This window comes from Leifsonia sp. Leaf336 (assembly GCF_001423695.1).
Classification (GTDB): Bacteria; Actinomycetota; Actinomycetes; order Actinomycetales; family Microbacteriaceae; genus Leifsonia.
Map to the genome: position 1 here is coordinate 352,385 of NZ_LMOZ01000002.1, position 16,797 is coordinate 369,181.

The following is a 16,797-nucleotide window of genomic DNA, read 5'->3' on the forward strand; positions in this document are numbered from 1 at the left end:
TAGCTGCGCCTGCAATCGAATCGATTCGAGCAGACGTCTCTCGCACCACCTCCCAGCACCGCGCCCGCCGCGGTGCTGTCATTTTTGCGTCCAGCGCCGGGCGCGGCCCTCCCACACACCCGCACTCAGCAGAAGGACGTCCTCCCGTGACCACCGTCGTGCACCCCGGCGACTCGCTCTCCGGCCGCCAGCGCCTGGCATACATCCTCATCCTCGGCGCACTCACCGCACTCGGGCCGTTCACGATCGACATGTATCTTCCGGCGCTGCCGACCCTCGAGTCCGACTTCAACGTCTCGACCGCGATGATCCAGCTCACGCTGACCGCGACGACGATCGGCTTCGGGCTCGGGCAGCTGCTGGTCGGCCCGTGGTCCGACAAGGTCGGCCGCCGCATGCCGCTCATCGCGGCGACCGGTGTGCACATCCTCGCCTGCCTCGCCGCCGCGGTCGCGCCCAACGTCGAGCTGCTCGGCGCCGCGCGCGCCCTGATGGGCATCGGTGCCGCCGCGGGCGGCGTCGTCGCCATGGCCATGGTGCGCGATCTGTTCGGAGGCCGCCCGCTCGTGCGCATGCTCAGCCGGCTCGCCCTCGTCAACGGCCTCGCGCCGGTGCTCGCGCCCGTGCTCGGGTCGTGGCTGCTGCTGGTGATGCCGTGGCGGGGCATCTTCGTCGTGCTCGCCTGTTACGGCCTGTTCGTGATCGTGTGCGTCTCGCTCTGGATCACCGAGACCCTCCCGAAGGCGCGCCGGCACGATGCCGGCCACGCGACCGTCGGCCAGCGCTACCGCTCGGTGCTGAGCGACCGCGTCTTCGTGGGCATCGCCGTCGTGGGCGCCGCGAACTTCACCGGCCTGTTCTCGTACCTGTCGGCCAGCCCGTTCATCTTCCAGGGCCTCTACCAGTTCACCCCGCAGGAGTACGGCCTCCTGTTCGCGGTCAACTCCATCGGCATCATCATCGGTGTGCAGTCGGCCTCCCGGCTGACGAAGTACTTCGGGCCGCAGTGGATCCTCGCGGTCTCGACCATCGTGATGCTCGTGGCCTCCCTCGCCATCGTGGTGCTCGACCAGGCGCACGTCGGCATCTGGGGAGTAGCCGTGCCGCTGTGGTTCTTCATCGCGGCGTGCGGATTCGGGTTCCCCTGCGTGCAGGTGCTCGCGCTCAACAACCACGGCCACGAGGCCGGCACGGCGGCGAGCCTGCTCGGCGCGCTGAACTTCGGCGCGGCCGGCATCTTCTCGCCGATCGTCGGTCTCCTCGGCACCAGCAGCGCGGCCCCGATGGGCGCGATGATGGCGATCTGCGCGACGGTCTCCATCGCCGCCCTCTGGCTGATCGTGCGTCCGCGGACGGTTCCCGAGCTCGCTCACTGAGCGCTTCCTTGGAGGGCTCCCGGTACGGTGAGTCCATGACGGGCGCCACTCCGAACGACCTCCACGCCGCCGCGCGCATCCAACGGAGGTGGCCGCTCATCTCGGCGTCGGTCGCGATCGGGCTGGTGATCCTCCTGGGGGCGATCATCGCCTTCCGGCCCGCCGAGCCGTTCGCCGTCGACCTGAAGTGGATGGCCGAGATCGTCGAGCACCGCTCTCCGGTCTGGACCGTGCCCGCGCTGTTCTTCAACTACGTGGGCGGCGGCATCCTCGGGTCGGTGGTGATCCCGGTTGTGATCTTCGCCCTGCTGCTCGCCTTCCACCGGCCATGGGGCGCGGCCTTCTTCGCGATCGCGAGCATCGTCTCTGTCGTCTGCGTGCAGGTGCTCAAGCACACGGTGGGACGCGAGCGTCCATCCACGATCCTGATCCACGTCGACACCGGTTCATTCCCGTCGGGGCATACGGCCAACGCGGCGACGATGGTCGTCGTCTTCGGGATACTGTTCCCGCGCGTGTGGGTGTGGTGCGTGGGCGCCGCGTGGGCGCTGCTGATGGCGGTCAGCCGAACCTACCTGGGCGCGCACTGGCTGAGCGACACCATCGGAGGCCTGCTCCTCGGCGCGGGCGTCGCCGTCATCGTGTGGGCGCCGCTCGCCTACCGGCTCGCGGCCGAGAGCAAACGGCCGCACCCGTTCCTCCGGTTGCGCGTGGGCTCGGCCTCGGCCGGCTCGGGCTCGTCCGGCTCGGGCTGACGCACCGCTCTCAGCCGGCCGTCGCGCGCAGAGCGAGCCGCCCTACGCCGACGGCGATCGCCGGGTCGTCGCCGCTGCGCTCCGACCATGCCGCCGACAGCCCGGCCCAGGCGATCGCCCAGCGCAGCAGCCGCTGTTCGGCGATCCCGGTCTCGTCCGCGATGACCCGCACCGAACGCTCGAACCGCCCGGGGGCGAGCGCGACCTCCCGGCTGGGATTGCAGAGGATGTTGGCGAAGTCGAAAGCCGGGTCGCCATGGATGTGCTTGGGGTCGATGGCGAGCCAGCCACGCCCTCCGCTGCGGGTGTCGCCGAAGTCGAGGACGTTGCCGTGGTGGAGGTCGCCGTGCAGCACCACATCGCCGACGGGAGCCTCCAGCAGCGCCTCCGCCTCCTCCGCCGCGCGGGCGAACAGCCCGTCGTGAGCCTCCGGATGCTCGGCGGCGTGCTCGAACAGCTCGCGGAACCAGCGCCGCAGATCGACCAGCCCCTCCGGCCTCGGGAGGTCGTCGACAGCGTGGAGGCGCAGCGCGGCGCGGCACAGGATCCGCGTGGCGGCGTCGTCACCCCGCGCGCCCGACGCCGCCAGCGCGACCAGCTCGCGGTCGCCGCTCGCGCGCTCGAGCACCAGCGCATCGTCGTCGGCGGCGAGGACCGCGGCCGCGCCGCGGCCGGCCCACCACCGCAGCACGTGGCCGCCCGCGGCCTCCTCGGGTTCGATCGCCCTCTTGAGGTAGGCCGCGGCTCCGTTCAGCCGGACAGGCTGGAGCACGCTCGACGCCGTCGAGAAGGCGGCGCCGTCGGGCTCCAGCCGCCAGCGCGTCCGCCAGGGCGCCAGCAGGGCGTCCGCGTCCGCGTTCGCGTGATCCGCTCGGGCGACGCTGGAGGCACTCACCCTGGCATACTTTCACGGTGAGCTCGATCCGTCCGTACCGACCGACCGACCGTGACGACGTCTACGACGTGTGCGTGCGCACGGGAGCGGCGGGGCAGGATGCGACCGGGCTGTACTCGGACGAAGCGCTGCTGCCCGACATCTTCGCCGGCCCGTACGTCGCCTATGAGCCCGATCTCGCCTTCGTCGTCGACACCGGCGAGCGCGTCGCCGGATACGTCATCGGCGTCGCGGACAGCCGGGCCTTCGCCCGCTGGTACGACGACAACTGGCTGCCCGGCTTCCGCCGGGCGCACCCGCTCGACGCCGCCCCCGACGACCGGGAGCGCGAAGTCATCGGGTGGGGACTCGACGCGGCCGACAGCATCGTGCCCGAGATCGACAGCTACCCGGCGCACCTGCACATCGACCTCCTGCCCGAGCTGCAAGGGCAGGGCTTCGGCCGTCGGCTCATCCGCCGGATGCTGGCCGCGCTGCACGAACGCGGCGTGCCCGGAGTGTTCCTGCGGGTGTCGTCCGCCAACACGTCCGCGTTGGGGTTCTACGAACGCCTCGGGTTCCACGAGCTGCCGTCGAGCCGGCCGAGCTCGCCCGTTCTGGGAATCGCGACCGACGCCGAGGTCTGAGGCGCCCCTCTACCGGAATCGCGGCAGCCGCTCGAACCAGTAGAGCAACTCGGGCGAGGTGCGGCTCAGCTGGGTCATCGTCATGAAGTCCTCGGGTCGCGTCACCGGGCGGTCGAGTTCCTCCGCGACGCGCTCGATGTCCTCCGCCGACCAGAACTGGCCGCGCATCCGCAGCAGCACCCGGCCGTCGTCACCGGTGACGAAGAGCTGGGGGAGGGTGTCGAGGGTGCTGCCGTCGTAGAGGCGCACCAGCAGGATGGAGCGCACATCGACCGGGCGGACGAGCAGGGTGCGACCGAAGAACCCGCGCTCGCGGACGCCGTCGGGGCGCAGCGCGATCGTCGCGCTGAAGAACCCGTAGACGCCGACGATCGTGGCCAGCACGACGAGCACGTGCGCGCCGAGCACGAACGTCCAGTCGCCATCGGGGATCGTGAGCCAGTAGAGCACCGCGAAGACCGGGGTCGTCAGGGCGAGGATGGCCGTGAGGCCGCGCGTGAAGAGATCACGATGCGGGCGCAGCACGACGATCGGCGCTGCCATGTCCGTCTCGACTTGCGATCCCTGCTGCCTGCTCATCGTGTCGAGCCTGACCGATTCCTCTCGTCACCGGTAGCGGCATTTTGGGGGACACGACGGGCGCGCTCGGCCAGCGTCCGCGCCCGGATGGAGCGCACGCGGAAGGCCGACAGGGTGGTGACGAGCACCCCCACGGCGAAGAGCACGACGGTGGCCGGGTCGTGCATGGAGCGACCGATGAGCATGGTCACCGCCGCGAGCACGACGGTGGCGCAGAGCTGGCTGAACATCTTCCCGGTCACTGGACATATGTAACATGCCCGGCTGGGTGCCGGCCGACGCCTCGCGTGGATGTGCAATGCTATCAACGTTGTAAATCCGTCCGCGGAAGTGTGTGGAACGAGGGGGTCTCATGGTCGCGACGCTGAAGGATGTCGCCGGTGCGGCGGGCGTTTCGGTCAAGACCGTCTCCAACGTCGTCAACGGCTACGACTTCGTGAAGGCGGCGACGCGAGAGAAAGTGCTCGCTGCGATCGAGGAGCTCGGCTACCAGCCGAACCTGGCGGCGCGCAACCTCCGCGCCGGCCGGACCGGCGTCATCGGCCTGGCTGTTCCATCGCTCAGCTTCAGCTATTTCGCCGAGCTGGCCGACGCGGTGTTGGAGGCCTCCCGACGGCTCGGTTTCGTGACGCTGATCGAGCAGACCGGCGGCGATCGGGAGGCCGAGCTCGAGCTGCTGCGCGGTTCGCGGCTGTCGATGCTCGACGGCCTGATGTTCTCACCGCTCGGCATGTCGATGGACGACGTGGATGCGCTGAACGTCGACTACCCGTTGGTGCTGCTGGGCGAGCGGATCTTCGGCGGACCGACCGATCACGTCGTCATGCAGAACGTGGAGGGCGGCCACGCGGCGACCGAGCATCTCATCGGCTCGGGCCGTAAGCGCATCGCCGTGCTGGGCGCCCACGTGGCCGAGCGCGTGGGGTCGGCCTCCCTCCGCCTCCAGGGCTACCACGCGGCGCTCAGGGATCATGGTCTCGATCTCGGCGACGAGCTGGTCGTGTTCCGCGAGGGCTGGCATCGCACCGACGGTGCGGCCGCGACGCAGGAGCTCCTGGATTCCGGAGTCTCGTTCGACGCGATCTTCGCCCTCAACGACGAGCTCGCGCTGGGCGCGCTGCGCGTGCTCAATCAGGAGGGCGTCCGCGTGCCGGAGGACGTGGCGGTCATCGGCTTCGACAACCTGATCGAGGGCCAGTTCGCGATGCCGAGCCTCAGCACCATCGACCCGGGTCGTTCGAGCATCGCCGAGCGCGCCGTCGCTGCGCTGATCGAGCGCATCGGCGACCGCAACGGGGAGGTCGGGGCGCCTCGGATGATCGAGGTCCCGTTCACCACGGTCGTGCGCGAGTCGTCGCGCGCGAGCGCCTCCGTACCGACCGCGTAACGGCGATTGACATCCTGAAACCGATGCTCCTATAATCCGATACAACGTTGGAAATGCAACGTTGTAAAAATAGGATCGGCCCGGAGCCGGTCACCGTCGAGAGGCATTCAATGAAGAAACTCATCGCAGCCGTCGCGCTCGCGGCCGGCGCGGCCGTCGCGCTCGCGGGCTGCTCCGGAACCGGTGCGGCATCGTCCACCGGCCACGTGGATCTCACGTTCTGGCACGGGTACACCGAGGCCGACGGCAAGGTCCTCGACACGATCGTCGACGACTTCAACAAGTCGCAGAAGAACATCACCATCACCACCACCACCAAGACCTGGGCCGTCATCGGCGACACCCTGCTCCCGGCGCTCTCCGCGAAGAAGGGCCCCGACATCGTCGCCGTGCCCGCGGAGACTCTTCCGGTCTACGCGACCAAGGGCGCCTTCGCGAAGCTCGACGACTTCTACGCCGGTGACGTCGCGAACGCCAACCTCAACCCGCGCGCGGTCGAGATGGAGAAGGTGAACGGCGCGTACTACGGCGTGCCGACCGGTTTCGTCCCGCTGTCGGTCATCTACAACAAGGCGCTGTTCGAGAAGGCCGGCATCAACACCTTCCCGACGACCTGGGACGAGTGGGTCGCCGACGCCAAGAAGCTCACCGATCCCGCGACCGGTCAGTACGGCCTCGCCCTCCCGGACCACGCCACGGTCGGGAACGGCGTCTGGGCCAGCCTCTTCTACGGCAACGGCGGGGAGATCGTGAACGGCTCGAAGTCGGTCGTCGACTCGAAAGCCAACCAGGAGACCCTGAGCTACTGGTCGAAGGCCGTGATCGAAGACAAGATCTCGCCGACCGGACTCGACGGCGTCGCCTCCGACAAGCTGTTCTCCTCCGGCAAGGCGGCCATGGAGATCGGCGGCCCGTGGATGGCCGGCGTTGCAGAGGCGAACAAGATCGACTACGGCATCGCAGGCATCCCCGCTGGTCCCAAGGCCTCCGCCTCGTCGGCGATCGGCATCTCCGCCGCGGTCACCGCTCAGGCCGACCCGGCCAAGCAGGCCGCCGCGAAGAAGTTCTTCGACTACTTCTTCACCAAGGAGGTGGCCACGAAGTGGTCGCTCGGCTCCGGCTGGCCTCCGCTGCGGACCGACATCCCCGCCTCCGCCGTGTCCGCCAACCCCGTCGTGGAGGCGCTGACGAAGATCGCCGGCGACGCCCGGCCGCTGCTGCCCGGCGTCGCCAACAGCACTGACGTGCTGGCCGCGGTCGACGAGGCGACCCAGAAGGCGCTCACCGGCGGCGACCCCGCCCAGCTCCTGCAGGACGCCTCGGCCAAGGTGCAGCAGGCCCTCGCCAAGTGATCGACCGGCGGGCCGCCGACCACCTCGCGACTACGTCAGCCTGAAGCCGGGCGGCGTCGGCTCGCTCAAGGGGCTGGCGCAGCCGGGCGCCGATGGCGCTGCTGTTCCTGCTGCCGGCTCTCGTGATCCTCGCCGCCTTCGTCGGCTGGCCGATGCTCTCGGCCCTCCGGCTCTCGTTCACGAACGCGAGCGGGTTCGGTGCGGAGAGCTGGGTCGGCCTCGACAACTACGTGCGGATCTTCACCGATCCTCAGATCTTCGCCACGCTGGGCAACACCGCGCTGTACACGGTGCTCTTCACGCCGACGGCACTGATCGCGGCGCTGCTGCTCGCGCTCCTGCTCGGCAACCGCCGGCTCATCGCTCGCGGCTTCTTCCGCACCGCGCTGTTCCTGCCGTTCGTGGTCTCGCTCGCGGTCGCCGCGTTCGCCTGGAGCTACCTGCTGGATCCCCAGGTCGGTCTCGTGAACTACTGGCTGCGCGGCGTCGGCATCCAGCTGGGCAACGTCCTCCAGGACCCGCTGCTCGCCATGCCCACCGTCGTGCTGGTCGCGATCTGGAAGAACTTCGGCTTCTACATGGTGATCTTCATCGCCGGGCTCCAGGAGATCCCCGAGTCGCTTTACGAGGCGGCAAAGATCGACGGTGCGGGCGCCTGGCGCCGCTTCGTCAGCGTGACGCTGCCGCAGCTGAGCAACACGCTGGCGTTCGTGGTGGTCTTCGCGATGATCGCCGCTCTGCAGGCCTTCGACCAGATCTACGTGATGACGGGAGGCGGCCCCTACCGCTCGACCCAGACCGTCGTGATGGAGATCTACCAGGAGGGCTTCAAGAAGCTCGACCTCGGCGGGGCCACCGCGCTCTCCTACGTGCTGCTGGCGGCGACCCTGCTCCTCAGTCTCATCCAGTTCCGGTTCTTCGGACGACGCGAGAAGGACATCGCATGACCACCACCGCCGCCGCCCAGCGCAGCGTGACGCCGCCGCGCACCGTGCCCGGCCGTGCGCGCCTCCGGCTCGGCCGCCGCGCCGAACGCTGGCTGCTGTTCGCCGCCGTCCTGGTGCTCACCGCGATCGTGCTGCTCCCCGTCATCGTGATCGTGCTGACCGCGTTCAAGCCGGCCGCCGAGGTCAACGCCTTCCCGCCGACCCTGCTCCCGGGCACGTGGACGTTCGACAACTTCGCGAAGATCTTCAACGACCTCCCGTTCGGCCGCCTGTTCGTCAACAGCCTCGTCTTCGCGGGCGGTGTCACTGTGTTCGCGCTCGTGTTCGACTCGCTCGCCGCGTACGCTCTCGCCCGGATAGACTTCCGGGGCAGCCGCGTCCTCCTGATCGTGATCGTCGCCAGCCTGATGATCCCGTTCCAGGCGACGCTCATCCCCGTCTACCAGCTGGTCGCCCAGCTCGGCTGGGTGAATACGTTCGCCGGACTGATCATCCCGCGCGCCGCGGACGCCTTCGGGATCTTCTTCCTCCGCCAGTTCTTCATCTCGCTGCCGCGCGACCTCGACAACGCGGCGCGGATCGATGGCGCGGGCGAGTTCCGGATCTTCCGGAGCATCGTGCTCCCGAACGCCGTGCCGGCCCTCCTCACCCTCGCGATCTTCACGTTCGTGAACAACTGGAACGACCTCCTGTGGCCGCTCGTCTTCACGACGTCGCCGGAGATGGGGACGATCACCTCGGGGCTGACGCTGCTGACCGGGCCGAGCGGGATCATCCCGTACGGCACGATGATGGCCGGGTCGCTCATCGCGGTGCTCCCGCTCGCGATCATGTTCCTGATCATGCAGCGGCGGTTCATCGAGTCCGTCGCGACGACGGGGCTGAAGTGACGGCGCCGCGCTGGTTCGAAGACGGCCGCCTCCGTCTCGGGCTCGGCATCGAGGACACCTTCGTGCCGCAGTCGCGGCCGGGGGAGCGCGCCATCGACGAGTACGAGCTGACCGAGCACTACGTGCGGTTCGCCGACGACTTCGCGCTCGCAGCGGGCGTCGGCGCCGAGCTCCTGCGCTGGGGCGTGCCGTGGTACCGCGTCGCTCCCGAGCCGGGGCGCTGGGACTGGGAGTGGACCGACCGCGCGATCGACGCCCAGCTCGCCGCCGGGCTGCGCCCGATCATCGACCTCCTGCACTACGGCACGCCGTTGTGGTTGGAGGCCGAGTTCGCCAACGCGGACTACCCGTACCACGTCGAGGAGTACGCCGCGCGGTTCGGCGAGCGCTACGGCGACCGGGTGTTCGACTACACGCCTGTCAACGAGCCGGTGATCCACGCGCTGTTCTCGGGGGAGTACGGCTACTGGCCTCCCTACCTGACCGGCGCGGAGGGGTTCGCGGCGATCGCCGCCAACCTGGCTCGCGGCTTCGTGCGCAGCCAACGGGCGCTCGCCGACCGCGTCGGAGCGCCGGCGACCTTCGTCCACGTGGACGCGGCGATGAGCTTCATCGGCGACGACATCGCGCCCGAGCACCGAGAGGAGGCCGACCGGCTCCGGCATCAGGTGCACCTCGTCGAGGACCTCGTCACCGGCCGCGTCGACTCCGCGCACCCCTTGCTCGACCGCGTCTCTCCGGCGATCCCCGACATCGAACTGCAGTGGTTCCGCGAAAACGCCGTGCAGCCCGACGTGATGGGTGTCAACTATTACCCCCGGCACTCGACCGAGCTGTTCGAGGCCGGCGTGCACCACGGCGGCGGCTTCGCCGACCCGCGCCCGAGCGTCGACCGCGGCGCCGCGGGCCTGCGCGAGGCGCTGGAGGCGTTCGCCTTACGCTACGGTGCGCCGGTGATGGTCACCGAGACCTGCGTGACGGGCAGCGTGGAGGAGCGCATCGCGTGGCTCGACGAGTCGATCGCGCTCGTGGAGCGGATGCGCGCCGAGGGCGCACCCGTCGTCGGCTACACCTGGTGGCCGCTCTTCGACATGTACGAGTGGACCTGGCGCCACAGCACGAACCCGCGGGCCGATCATCTGCTGACGATGGGGCTGCACGATCTCGTCGAGTCCGCCGACGGCCTCCTGCGCGTCGCGAACCCCGTCGCCGACCGCTACCGCGCTCACAGTCGCCGCCTGGCGGCGCTCGCCGGATCCTGACCCAGAACGACGACACCGGAAGAATCACATGCACTCAGCACGTCTCACCCTCCAGCCCGCCGCGACGATCGGCGCGATCAACCCGCGCCTCTACGGCTCGTTCCTCGAGCACCTCGGTCGCGCGGTCTACGACGGGATCTACGAGCCGGGCCACCCCTCGGCCGACGCGGAGGGCTTCCGGACCGACGTCATCGACCTGGTGAAGGAGCTCGGCGTCTCGGCGATCCGCTATCCCGGGGGCAACTTCGTCTCGGGCTTCCGGTGGGAGGACTCGGTCGGCCCGCGCGAGCAGCGGCCTCCCCGGCTCGATCTCGCCTGGCACACGACAGAGACCAACGAGGTGGGCCTGCACGAGTTCCAGTCGTGGCTCGACAAGGTCGGCAGCGAGCTCATGCTCGCGGTCAACCTCGGCACCCGCGGCGTGCAGGAGGCGCTGGACCTGCTCGAGTACGCGAACCACCGCGGTGGGACGGCGCTCTCCGAGAAGCGCATCGCCAACGGCCGCACCGAGCCATTCGACGTCCGCATCTGGTGCCTGGGCAACGAGATGGACGGCCCCTGGCAGCTGGGCCACAGCTCGGCGGAGGAGTACGGGCGGTTGGCCGCGAAGACCGCCGGCGCGATGAAGGCCTACGATCCCGACCTCGAGCTCGTCGTCTGCGGCTCGTCGAGCTCGTCGATGCCGACCTTCGGCGAGTGGGAGCGGGCCACGCTGACCGAGACCTACGAACTCGTCGACTACATCTCTTGCCACGCCTACTACGAGAACACCGGCGACCTCGGGTCGTTCCTCGCGTCCGGCGTCGACATGGACCACTTCATCCGCAGCGTCGTCGCCACCGCCGATCATGTGAAGGCGGTGCGCGGCAGCGACAAGCGCATCGACATCTCGTTCGACGAGTGGAACATCTGGTACAACACCCGCTTCGAGAACGTCGACCGGATCACCGGAACGGACAACTGGCCGATCGCTCCGCGCCTGCTGGAGGACGTGTACACCGTGGCCGACGCGGTCGTCTTCGGCAGCCTCCTGATCACGATGCTGAAGCACGCGGACCGGGTCACGAGCGCCTCCCTCGCCCAGCTGGTGAACGTGATCGCCCCGATCATGACCGAGCCGGGCGGCGCGGCGTGGAAGCAGACGACGTTCTTCCCGTTCGCCGCCACCTCGGCGCACGGTCGCGGCGTCGCCCTCGACGTCGACCTCGTCTCCGGCACCTACACGACCGAGCGGTTCGGCGACGTGCCGCTGGTGGATGCCGTCGCGACCCACGACGAGGCCGCCGGCCGCTACGCGGTCTATGCGGTCAACCGGTCGGTCGACGCCCCCACCGAACTCGTGATCGACCTGGCAGCGCTGGGCGCGGCGGGCCACGACCTGCGCGTGTCCGCACGCACGCTCTCCGACCCGGACCTCGACGCGGCCAACACGCTCGACGATCCGGAACGCGTGGCCCTGGCCGACCTCCCGGTCGCCCGCGACGGCGACACCCTCCGGCTCGAACTGCCCGCCGTCTCGTGGACCGAGGTGCTGCTGGGCTGACCCATCGTGACGGCGACCCGACGTCGTGACAACCCGTGCGCGCCCGCGCCCGGGTCGGCAGTGAGAAAGGGAACGAAGATGCTTCCATCACGCACCACGTCGCGATCGCCGATGCCGGGATCGCCCCGGCGCAGACGGATCCGAACGCTCGCCGCGGCCGTCGCCGCCGCGGGCGCCCTCGTCGCCGCCGCGATCGTCGCGGCTCCCGCCGAAGCAGTCACGGCGGGGAACGGGTCGCTGGTGTACTCGCCGGCCGCCGGCACCTCCTTCAACCCCGAGGGAGGCCGCGCCGCCGGCACGACGTACGCCAAGAACATCGTCCTCAAGTACAGCGGATCGTCCAACGGCACGCAGCTGGTCACGTACGACCAGCTCGTCCTGGTCAACGGCAAGCAGGTCTATCCGATCTACCGGAGCACCGACGACGGCGCCACGTGGAGCCACCTGACCGACATCGTCCCGAACAACGACTTCCCGACCCTCGCCCGCACCGCTCAGCCGTTCCTCTACGAGCTGCCGCAGCAGGTCGGGAGCCTGCCCGCCGGGACGATCCTGCTCTCGGGCATGATCATGCCGACCGACCGGTCGAGCAGCCGGCTCGTTGTCTACAAGAGCACGGACCACGGCGCGAGCTGGTCGTACCTGAGCACGATCGACACCGGAGGCCCTGCGACCTACGACCCCACCCCGACCTCCACGACCACCACCGTGTGGGAGCCGTCGCTGATCGTCGACGGCAACGGCAAGCTCGCCGCCTACTTCTCCGACGAGCGGCAGAAGGCGAACGGCGTGCTGCAGGCCGTGTCGTACCGGGAGTCGAGCGACGGCGGCCTGACCTGGGGCGCCGAAGGGAACGTCTCCGCGCCGACGAACAGCAGCGACCGGCCCGGGATGATCACCGTCACCAAGCTGCCCGACGGCCGCTACCTGGCCACGTTCGAGGTCGTCAACCGGCCCAGCCAGTCCAACAACACGGCACCGGCGTACTTCAAGATCTCGCCGGACGGCGTGACCTGGTCGCCGACCACCAGTATCGGAACGCAGATCACGCTGGCGAACGGTCGGGGCATCGGCTCGTCGCCGTACGTCAAGTGGGTGCCCACCGGTGGCCCCAAGGGAATGGTCGTCGTCGCCTCCAAGTGGGGGCTCGACGCCTCGGGCAACATCAGCGGCGGCGAGGACTTCTACGTCAACTACAACCTCGGCGCAGGCCCGTGGGAGCGCCTGCCGATGGCGGTGACCTACGACTCGACGGACACCGCCGGCGGCACGTTCTCCGGGTTCGCCCAGAGCATCGACTACAGCGTCGACGGCCGGACCCTCTACCAGGCGACCAATGTGGAGAACTCCGCGACCACGTACAACGACATCCGCGTCGGGTCGATCCCGCTGGACGCACAGCAGTACGAGGCAGAGAAGGCGGCGCGCACCTCCGACACCTCGCTGGTGACCGACGTCAACGCCGCCAACGGCAGCAAGGTCGGCAACATCAACCTCTCCACGAGCGCGGTGACGTTCACCGTCCGCGTGCCGTCGGCCGGGTCGTACACGCTCAATGTGCGCTACGACAACGGCACGGGCGGCGCCAGCACTCACAACGTCTCCGTCAACGGAGGCATGGCGACCTCGATCAGCTACCCGGCGACCGTCGACTGGGGGCGTTTCGGGTGGGCGCAGAAGACCGTGACCCTGAATGCGGGCACGAACACGATCGCCTTCACCAAAGGCACGTCGTACGCGGAGCTCGACCAGCTGCAGGTGTATCAGCCTGGCACACAGCTCGACTCGCAGTTCCGGGTCGTGAACCGCAACAGCGCCAAGCTCCTGGAGATCGCGTCTGCACAGCTCACGGACGGTGCGCTCGCGCAACAGTGGGGCGACACGGCCAACGCCTGCCAGATCTGGAACTTCCACCCGGTGACCGGGAGCACCCAGCTCTACAACGACAACAGCGGGAAGCTCCTCGAGATCCCGGGGGCGCAGACCGGCAACAACGTCCAAGCCGGCCAGTGGGGCCCCACCGGCAACGCCACCCAGAACTGGAACCTGACGACAAGCGGGGGGTACTGGACGCTGACCAACGCGAACAGCGGAAAGGTGCTCGAGATCGCGGGCTCCTCCACCGCCAACGGCGCGGCGGCGCAGCAGAACCCGTCGACGGGCGCGGCGAACCAGCAGTGGCAGTTCGTGCGGGAGGGTATCCAGTAGCGCGATCGGGGCTCTCCGGCATTCGTCACGAATCAGCTGATTCGTGCCACGAATCTCGCGATTCGTGACGAGTCTGCCGAGGGAAGCAGTGGCGGAGAATGAGGGGTCGTCAGAAAAGTGTGGGCGATGCGTCGTCGTCGTCCCAGCGGGGATCACCCGACTCCAGGCCTCCGTCGTACTCGTCGCCTATCTGCACCGAATCGAACTCGGCCTCCGACACGACGGCATGTCCATGATGGCGGCCGTCCTCGACGTCGAGCACCCAGCTGTCGGGGACGACGACCACGCGCTCGCCTCGACTGCCGCTCGCCGCGAGGTTGCCGTGCGCCGGCGAGAACCGCTTGGCGGTCACGACGCCGTGCATGCGCGTAGACCGTCGGATGTTGCTCTGGATGAGCCAGATAACGGTCGCGCTGAACACGGCGAAGACGCCGAACGGGATGAGCACGAGCGCCACGGATCCACCCTAAGGCGCGGACGGCGGGGCCCCGACCCCCAGAGCTGGTCACCCGTTCGTCACGAACCAGGCAAAGGAGCGGTCGATCACGTCTCCGGATTCGCCGGATGCCGGTCCACCTTGACCCAGATGGGTGGGTGGGGGCGGCGGCGCTCGCGGTAGAGCCGCAGGGCGAAGGGCGCCCAGAGGATGATCCCGACCCCCACCCCGACGAGCATGCCCCCGACGGTGTCCAGGATCCAGTGAGCGCCGAGATAGGTGCGGCTGAGCATCATCAGGAGGACGTAGACCAGCCCCGTGACCCAGACCCAGGTGCGCCAGAAGATGATCGCGAGCGTCGTGGCGATGAGGGCTGCCGTGGCGCTGTGGCCGGATGGGAAGGAGCCGAAGTCTGGCCGGACGAGGATCGCCGTCGGCCGCGGGCGTCCGACGAGATTCTTGATGACAGTCACGATCGCACCGCTCGTCACGGCGGCGATCACGTAGTACAGGGCGGCCCACGGGCGGCGCCAGATCAACAGGCCGGCGATGATCACGAGCGGGACGAAGACGATCGAACTGATCCCTCCGCCCACCTGGTCGAGGACGAGCGCCGGAACCGTCCAGATCGGCGCGCGCGCCTTGACGAGCGCGTTCATCCACGCGACCTCGAAGTCGAACGGCTTGTCGGCCTGCCGGTAGAAGATCACCGTCGCGAGCAGGACGACGAAGAGGAGCGCCGCCGCCCCCGAGACGACCCACCACAGCCGGGCGATCTTGACCTCGGCGGGAGCGTCGCTGGCGACGACCTCCTCGATCGCGTTCGCCGGCGCGCCTCCCGACCCGTGCTGGTCGGCGCTCACGGCGACTCCGACCCGGAAGCTCGCACCCGGACGGTCCGCCAGGTGTCCACGGCGATCACGCCGCCGATCACCACGAGCGAGAGCGACATCGAGGCGAGCACATCGGTCGGCCAGTGGTACCCGAGGTAGACCCGGCACGCGGCTGTCGCGACCGCCAGGGCGAACGCGACGACGAGCGCGATGACGGTGTACACCGGGTTGCGGCGGCGCGAGAAGATCAGGTAGGTCGTGATGAGGAGGAAATCGGCTGCGCCCATCACATGCCCTGACGGGAACGACGAGGTGTGGTCCGCACCGATCAACATGGCGCTGACGGGCGGCCGGTGTCGGCCGATGATCGGAGCGAGGATCTGGACGGTGGCGACGCCGACGATCATGCTCACGGCGAGCAGGAGCGGTCGCCAGGCGTGTCGTGCCGCGATCCCCCACCACACCACCGTGATGAGCACGACGATCGGCAGGACGACCGGGCCGAAGACCGTGGCGACGATCGCCATCATCACGGTCAGTGTCGGTGACCGCATGCCCTCCAGCCAGGCCTGGATCGGTCGGTCGATCGCCGACAGCCCGTCGCTCTCGCGAACCGAGTCCAGGACGGCGAGGAAACAGATCAACCCGACGACCATGAGCACGGCCGAGACGATGTAGAGGTTCCGCCGGGAGGAGGCCGGAACGACCCGGTCCTCGACGAGGAACTTCTCGTGCCATCGTCGACGCGCCCCTGCGCGTCTGTCGCTAAGCGCTGAGGTCATCGGAGGCTCGATCCGGCACGTACTTGTACAGTTCCCGCAGCGGCCGCACGTAGTCGTCGGCCTCCGGTCGTTCAGGGAGTTTCAGCTTCTTCGGCTCGATCGTCTCGTAGGGGATCTGCGAGAGGAGGTGGCTGATGACGTTCAGGCGGGCCGACTTCTTGTGGTCGCTCTCCACCGTCCACCAGGGCGCCTCGGGGATGTCGGTGGCCTTGAACATGTCGTCCTTGGCTTGCGAGTACTCCTCCCAGCGCGTGATCGAGTGGAGGTCCGTCTCGGAGAGCTTCCAGCGGCGCATCGGGTCCTTGAGCCGTGACTCGAACCGCTTCTGCTGCTCATCGTCGGAGACCGAGAACCAGTACTTGAAGAGCATCAGGCCGTCCTCGACGAGCAATCGCTCGAGCGCGGGAGCCTGCCGGAGGAAGGTGTCGTATTGGTCAGGCGTGCAGTAGCCGAGCACGTGCTCGACACCGGCGCGGTTGTACCAGGACCGGTCCATCAGCACGATCTCGCCCGCCGCGGGGAGCCGCTCGATGTAGCGCTGGAAGTACCACTGGCTCTTCTCGCGCTCCGTGGGGACGCCCAACGCGACGACCCGGGCGGACCGCGGATTGAGGTACTGGATGATCCGCTTGATCGCGCCGCCCTTGCCCGCGGCATCGCGTCCTTCGAAGATGACGAGTACCCGGGCACCGGTCGCGACGACCCACTGTTGCATGGCGACCAGTTCGATCTGAAGCTGCTTCAGCTCTGCTTCGTACGCAGCCTTGCTCGGTCGGTCCCCCTTCGATTTGGACTTCTTCTTCGGAGTGCTCATCTGCCGCCTTCGGTTCGCATGGTCGAGTGAGCATACGGCGAAGGCGAAGACGTTGCCTGGGGTTGAACGAGCCGTGCATCGTGCTATGCGCTTGCGTGCGCCTCGAGTCCGA

The 16,797-nt window shown here is 68.8% G+C and carries 17 protein-coding genes; 10 read left to right on the plus strand and 7 right to left on the minus strand.

Annotated features, from left to right (window positions below; all coding sequences use genetic code 11):
* The first annotated feature begins 146 nt into the window (after positions 1-146).
* Both ASF88_RS10600 and ASF88_RS10605 read left to right on the plus strand, forming a co-directional pair.
* Entirely contained in the window at positions 147-1,376 is a 1,230-nt protein-coding gene (locus ASF88_RS10600; protein WP_055917808.1) for a multidrug effflux MFS transporter, read from the plus strand.
* 35 nt (positions 1,377-1,411) lie between these two features.
* Positions 1,412-2,131, plus strand: coding sequence for a phosphatase PAP2 family protein (locus ASF88_RS10605; protein ID WP_082518900.1), 720 nt, complete (start codon positions 1,412-1,414; stop codon positions 2,129-2,131).
* 10 nt (positions 2,132-2,141) lie between these two features.
* Here ASF88_RS10605 and ASF88_RS10610 read toward each other — a convergent pair whose 3' ends face one another.
* Positions 2,142-3,026 (minus strand): aminoglycoside phosphotransferase family protein, encoded by an 885-nt coding sequence (locus tag ASF88_RS10610; RefSeq protein ID WP_200935266.1) that lies wholly within the window; start codon positions 3,024-3,026, stop codon positions 2,142-2,144.
* 17 nt (positions 3,027-3,043) lie between these two features.
* On the opposite strand from ASF88_RS10610, the gene ASF88_RS10615 reads away from it, so the two are divergent.
* Positions 3,044-3,652, plus strand: coding sequence for a GNAT family N-acetyltransferase (locus ASF88_RS10615; protein WP_055917811.1), 609 nt, complete (start codon positions 3,044-3,046; stop codon positions 3,650-3,652).
* A 9-nt stretch (positions 3,653-3,661) separates the two neighbouring features.
* Here ASF88_RS10615 and ASF88_RS10620 read toward each other — a convergent pair whose 3' ends face one another.
* Positions 3,662-4,231 carry a hypothetical protein gene (locus ASF88_RS10620; protein WP_235493405.1) on the minus strand — a complete coding sequence of 190 codons (570 nt, stop codon included), beginning with the start codon at positions 4,229-4,231 and terminating at the stop codon, positions 3,662-3,664.
* Positions 4,228-4,473 carry a hypothetical protein gene (locus ASF88_RS20370; RefSeq protein ID WP_157498307.1) on the minus strand — a complete coding sequence of 82 codons (246 nt, stop codon included), beginning with the start codon at positions 4,471-4,473 and terminating at the stop codon, positions 4,228-4,230. Before ASF88_RS20370 ends, ASF88_RS10620 begins: the two co-directional genes overlap by 4 nt.
* Positions 4,474-4,583: 110 nt before the next feature.
* Between ASF88_RS20370 and ASF88_RS10625 the strand changes: the two genes are divergently transcribed.
* The 7 genes from ASF88_RS10625 (at position 4,584) to ASF88_RS10655 (ending at position 13,820) form a co-directional block, all read left to right on the plus strand.
* A complete protein-coding gene (locus ASF88_RS10625) occupies positions 4,584-5,618 on the plus strand; it encodes a LacI family DNA-binding transcriptional regulator (protein ID WP_055917814.1) in 1,035 nt (344 codons plus the stop codon).
* Between the two features lie 110 nt (positions 5,619-5,728).
* On the plus strand, positions 5,729-6,970 hold the full coding sequence (locus tag ASF88_RS10630) for an ABC transporter substrate-binding protein (RefSeq protein ID WP_055917817.1): 1,242 nt from the start codon (positions 5,729-5,731) through the stop codon (positions 6,968-6,970).
* Between the two features lie 92 nt (positions 6,971-7,062).
* On the plus strand, positions 7,063-7,917 hold the full coding sequence (locus ASF88_RS10635) for a carbohydrate ABC transporter permease (protein ID WP_055917820.1): 855 nt from the start codon (positions 7,063-7,065) through the stop codon (positions 7,915-7,917).
* On the plus strand, positions 7,914-8,807 hold the full coding sequence (locus ASF88_RS10640) for a carbohydrate ABC transporter permease (protein ID WP_055917823.1): 894 nt from the start codon (positions 7,914-7,916) through the stop codon (positions 8,805-8,807). Before ASF88_RS10635 ends, ASF88_RS10640 begins: the two co-directional genes overlap by 4 nt.
* Positions 8,804-10,069: a family 1 glycosylhydrolase gene (locus ASF88_RS10645; protein ID WP_055917826.1), complete on the plus strand. Its 1,266-nt coding sequence runs from the start codon at positions 8,804-8,806 to the stop codon at positions 10,067-10,069. The genes ASF88_RS10640 and ASF88_RS10645 overlap by 4 nt, the downstream gene beginning before the upstream one ends.
* A gap of 28 nt (positions 10,070-10,097) precedes the next feature.
* Positions 10,098-11,612 carry an arabinosylfuranosidase ArfA gene (gene arfA / locus ASF88_RS10650; RefSeq protein ID WP_055917829.1) on the plus strand — a complete coding sequence of 505 codons (1,515 nt, stop codon included), beginning with the start codon at positions 10,098-10,100 and terminating at the stop codon, positions 11,610-11,612.
* A 78-nt stretch (positions 11,613-11,690) separates the two neighbouring features.
* Positions 11,691-13,820 carry an RICIN domain-containing protein gene (locus ASF88_RS10655; RefSeq protein WP_235493406.1) on the plus strand — a complete coding sequence of 710 codons (2,130 nt, stop codon included), beginning with the start codon at positions 11,691-11,693 and terminating at the stop codon, positions 13,818-13,820.
* A 109-nt stretch (positions 13,821-13,929) separates the two neighbouring features.
* Here the strand turns inward: ASF88_RS10655 and ASF88_RS10660 are convergent, their stop codons facing one another.
* The 4 genes from ASF88_RS10660 to ppk2 form a co-directional block, all read right to left on the minus strand.
* Entirely contained in the window at positions 13,930-14,277 is a 348-nt protein-coding gene (locus tag ASF88_RS10660) for a hypothetical protein (protein WP_055917834.1), read from the minus strand.
* 86 nt (positions 14,278-14,363) lie between these two features.
* On the minus strand, positions 14,364-15,119 hold the full coding sequence (locus tag ASF88_RS10665; protein WP_055917837.1) for a phosphatase PAP2 family protein: 756 nt from the start codon (positions 15,117-15,119) through the stop codon (positions 14,364-14,366).
* A complete protein-coding gene (locus ASF88_RS10670) occupies positions 15,116-15,871 on the minus strand; it encodes a phosphatase PAP2 family protein (RefSeq protein WP_055917840.1) in 756 nt (251 codons plus the stop codon). The genes ASF88_RS10665 and ASF88_RS10670 overlap by 4 nt, the downstream gene beginning before the upstream one ends.
* Complete coding sequence (gene ppk2, locus ASF88_RS10675) at positions 15,855-16,685, minus strand: polyphosphate kinase 2 (RefSeq protein ID WP_055917843.1); 831 nt, start codon at positions 16,683-16,685, stop codon at positions 15,855-15,857. Before ppk2 ends, ASF88_RS10670 begins: the two co-directional genes overlap by 17 nt.
* Positions 16,686-16,797: the final 112 nt, after the last annotated feature.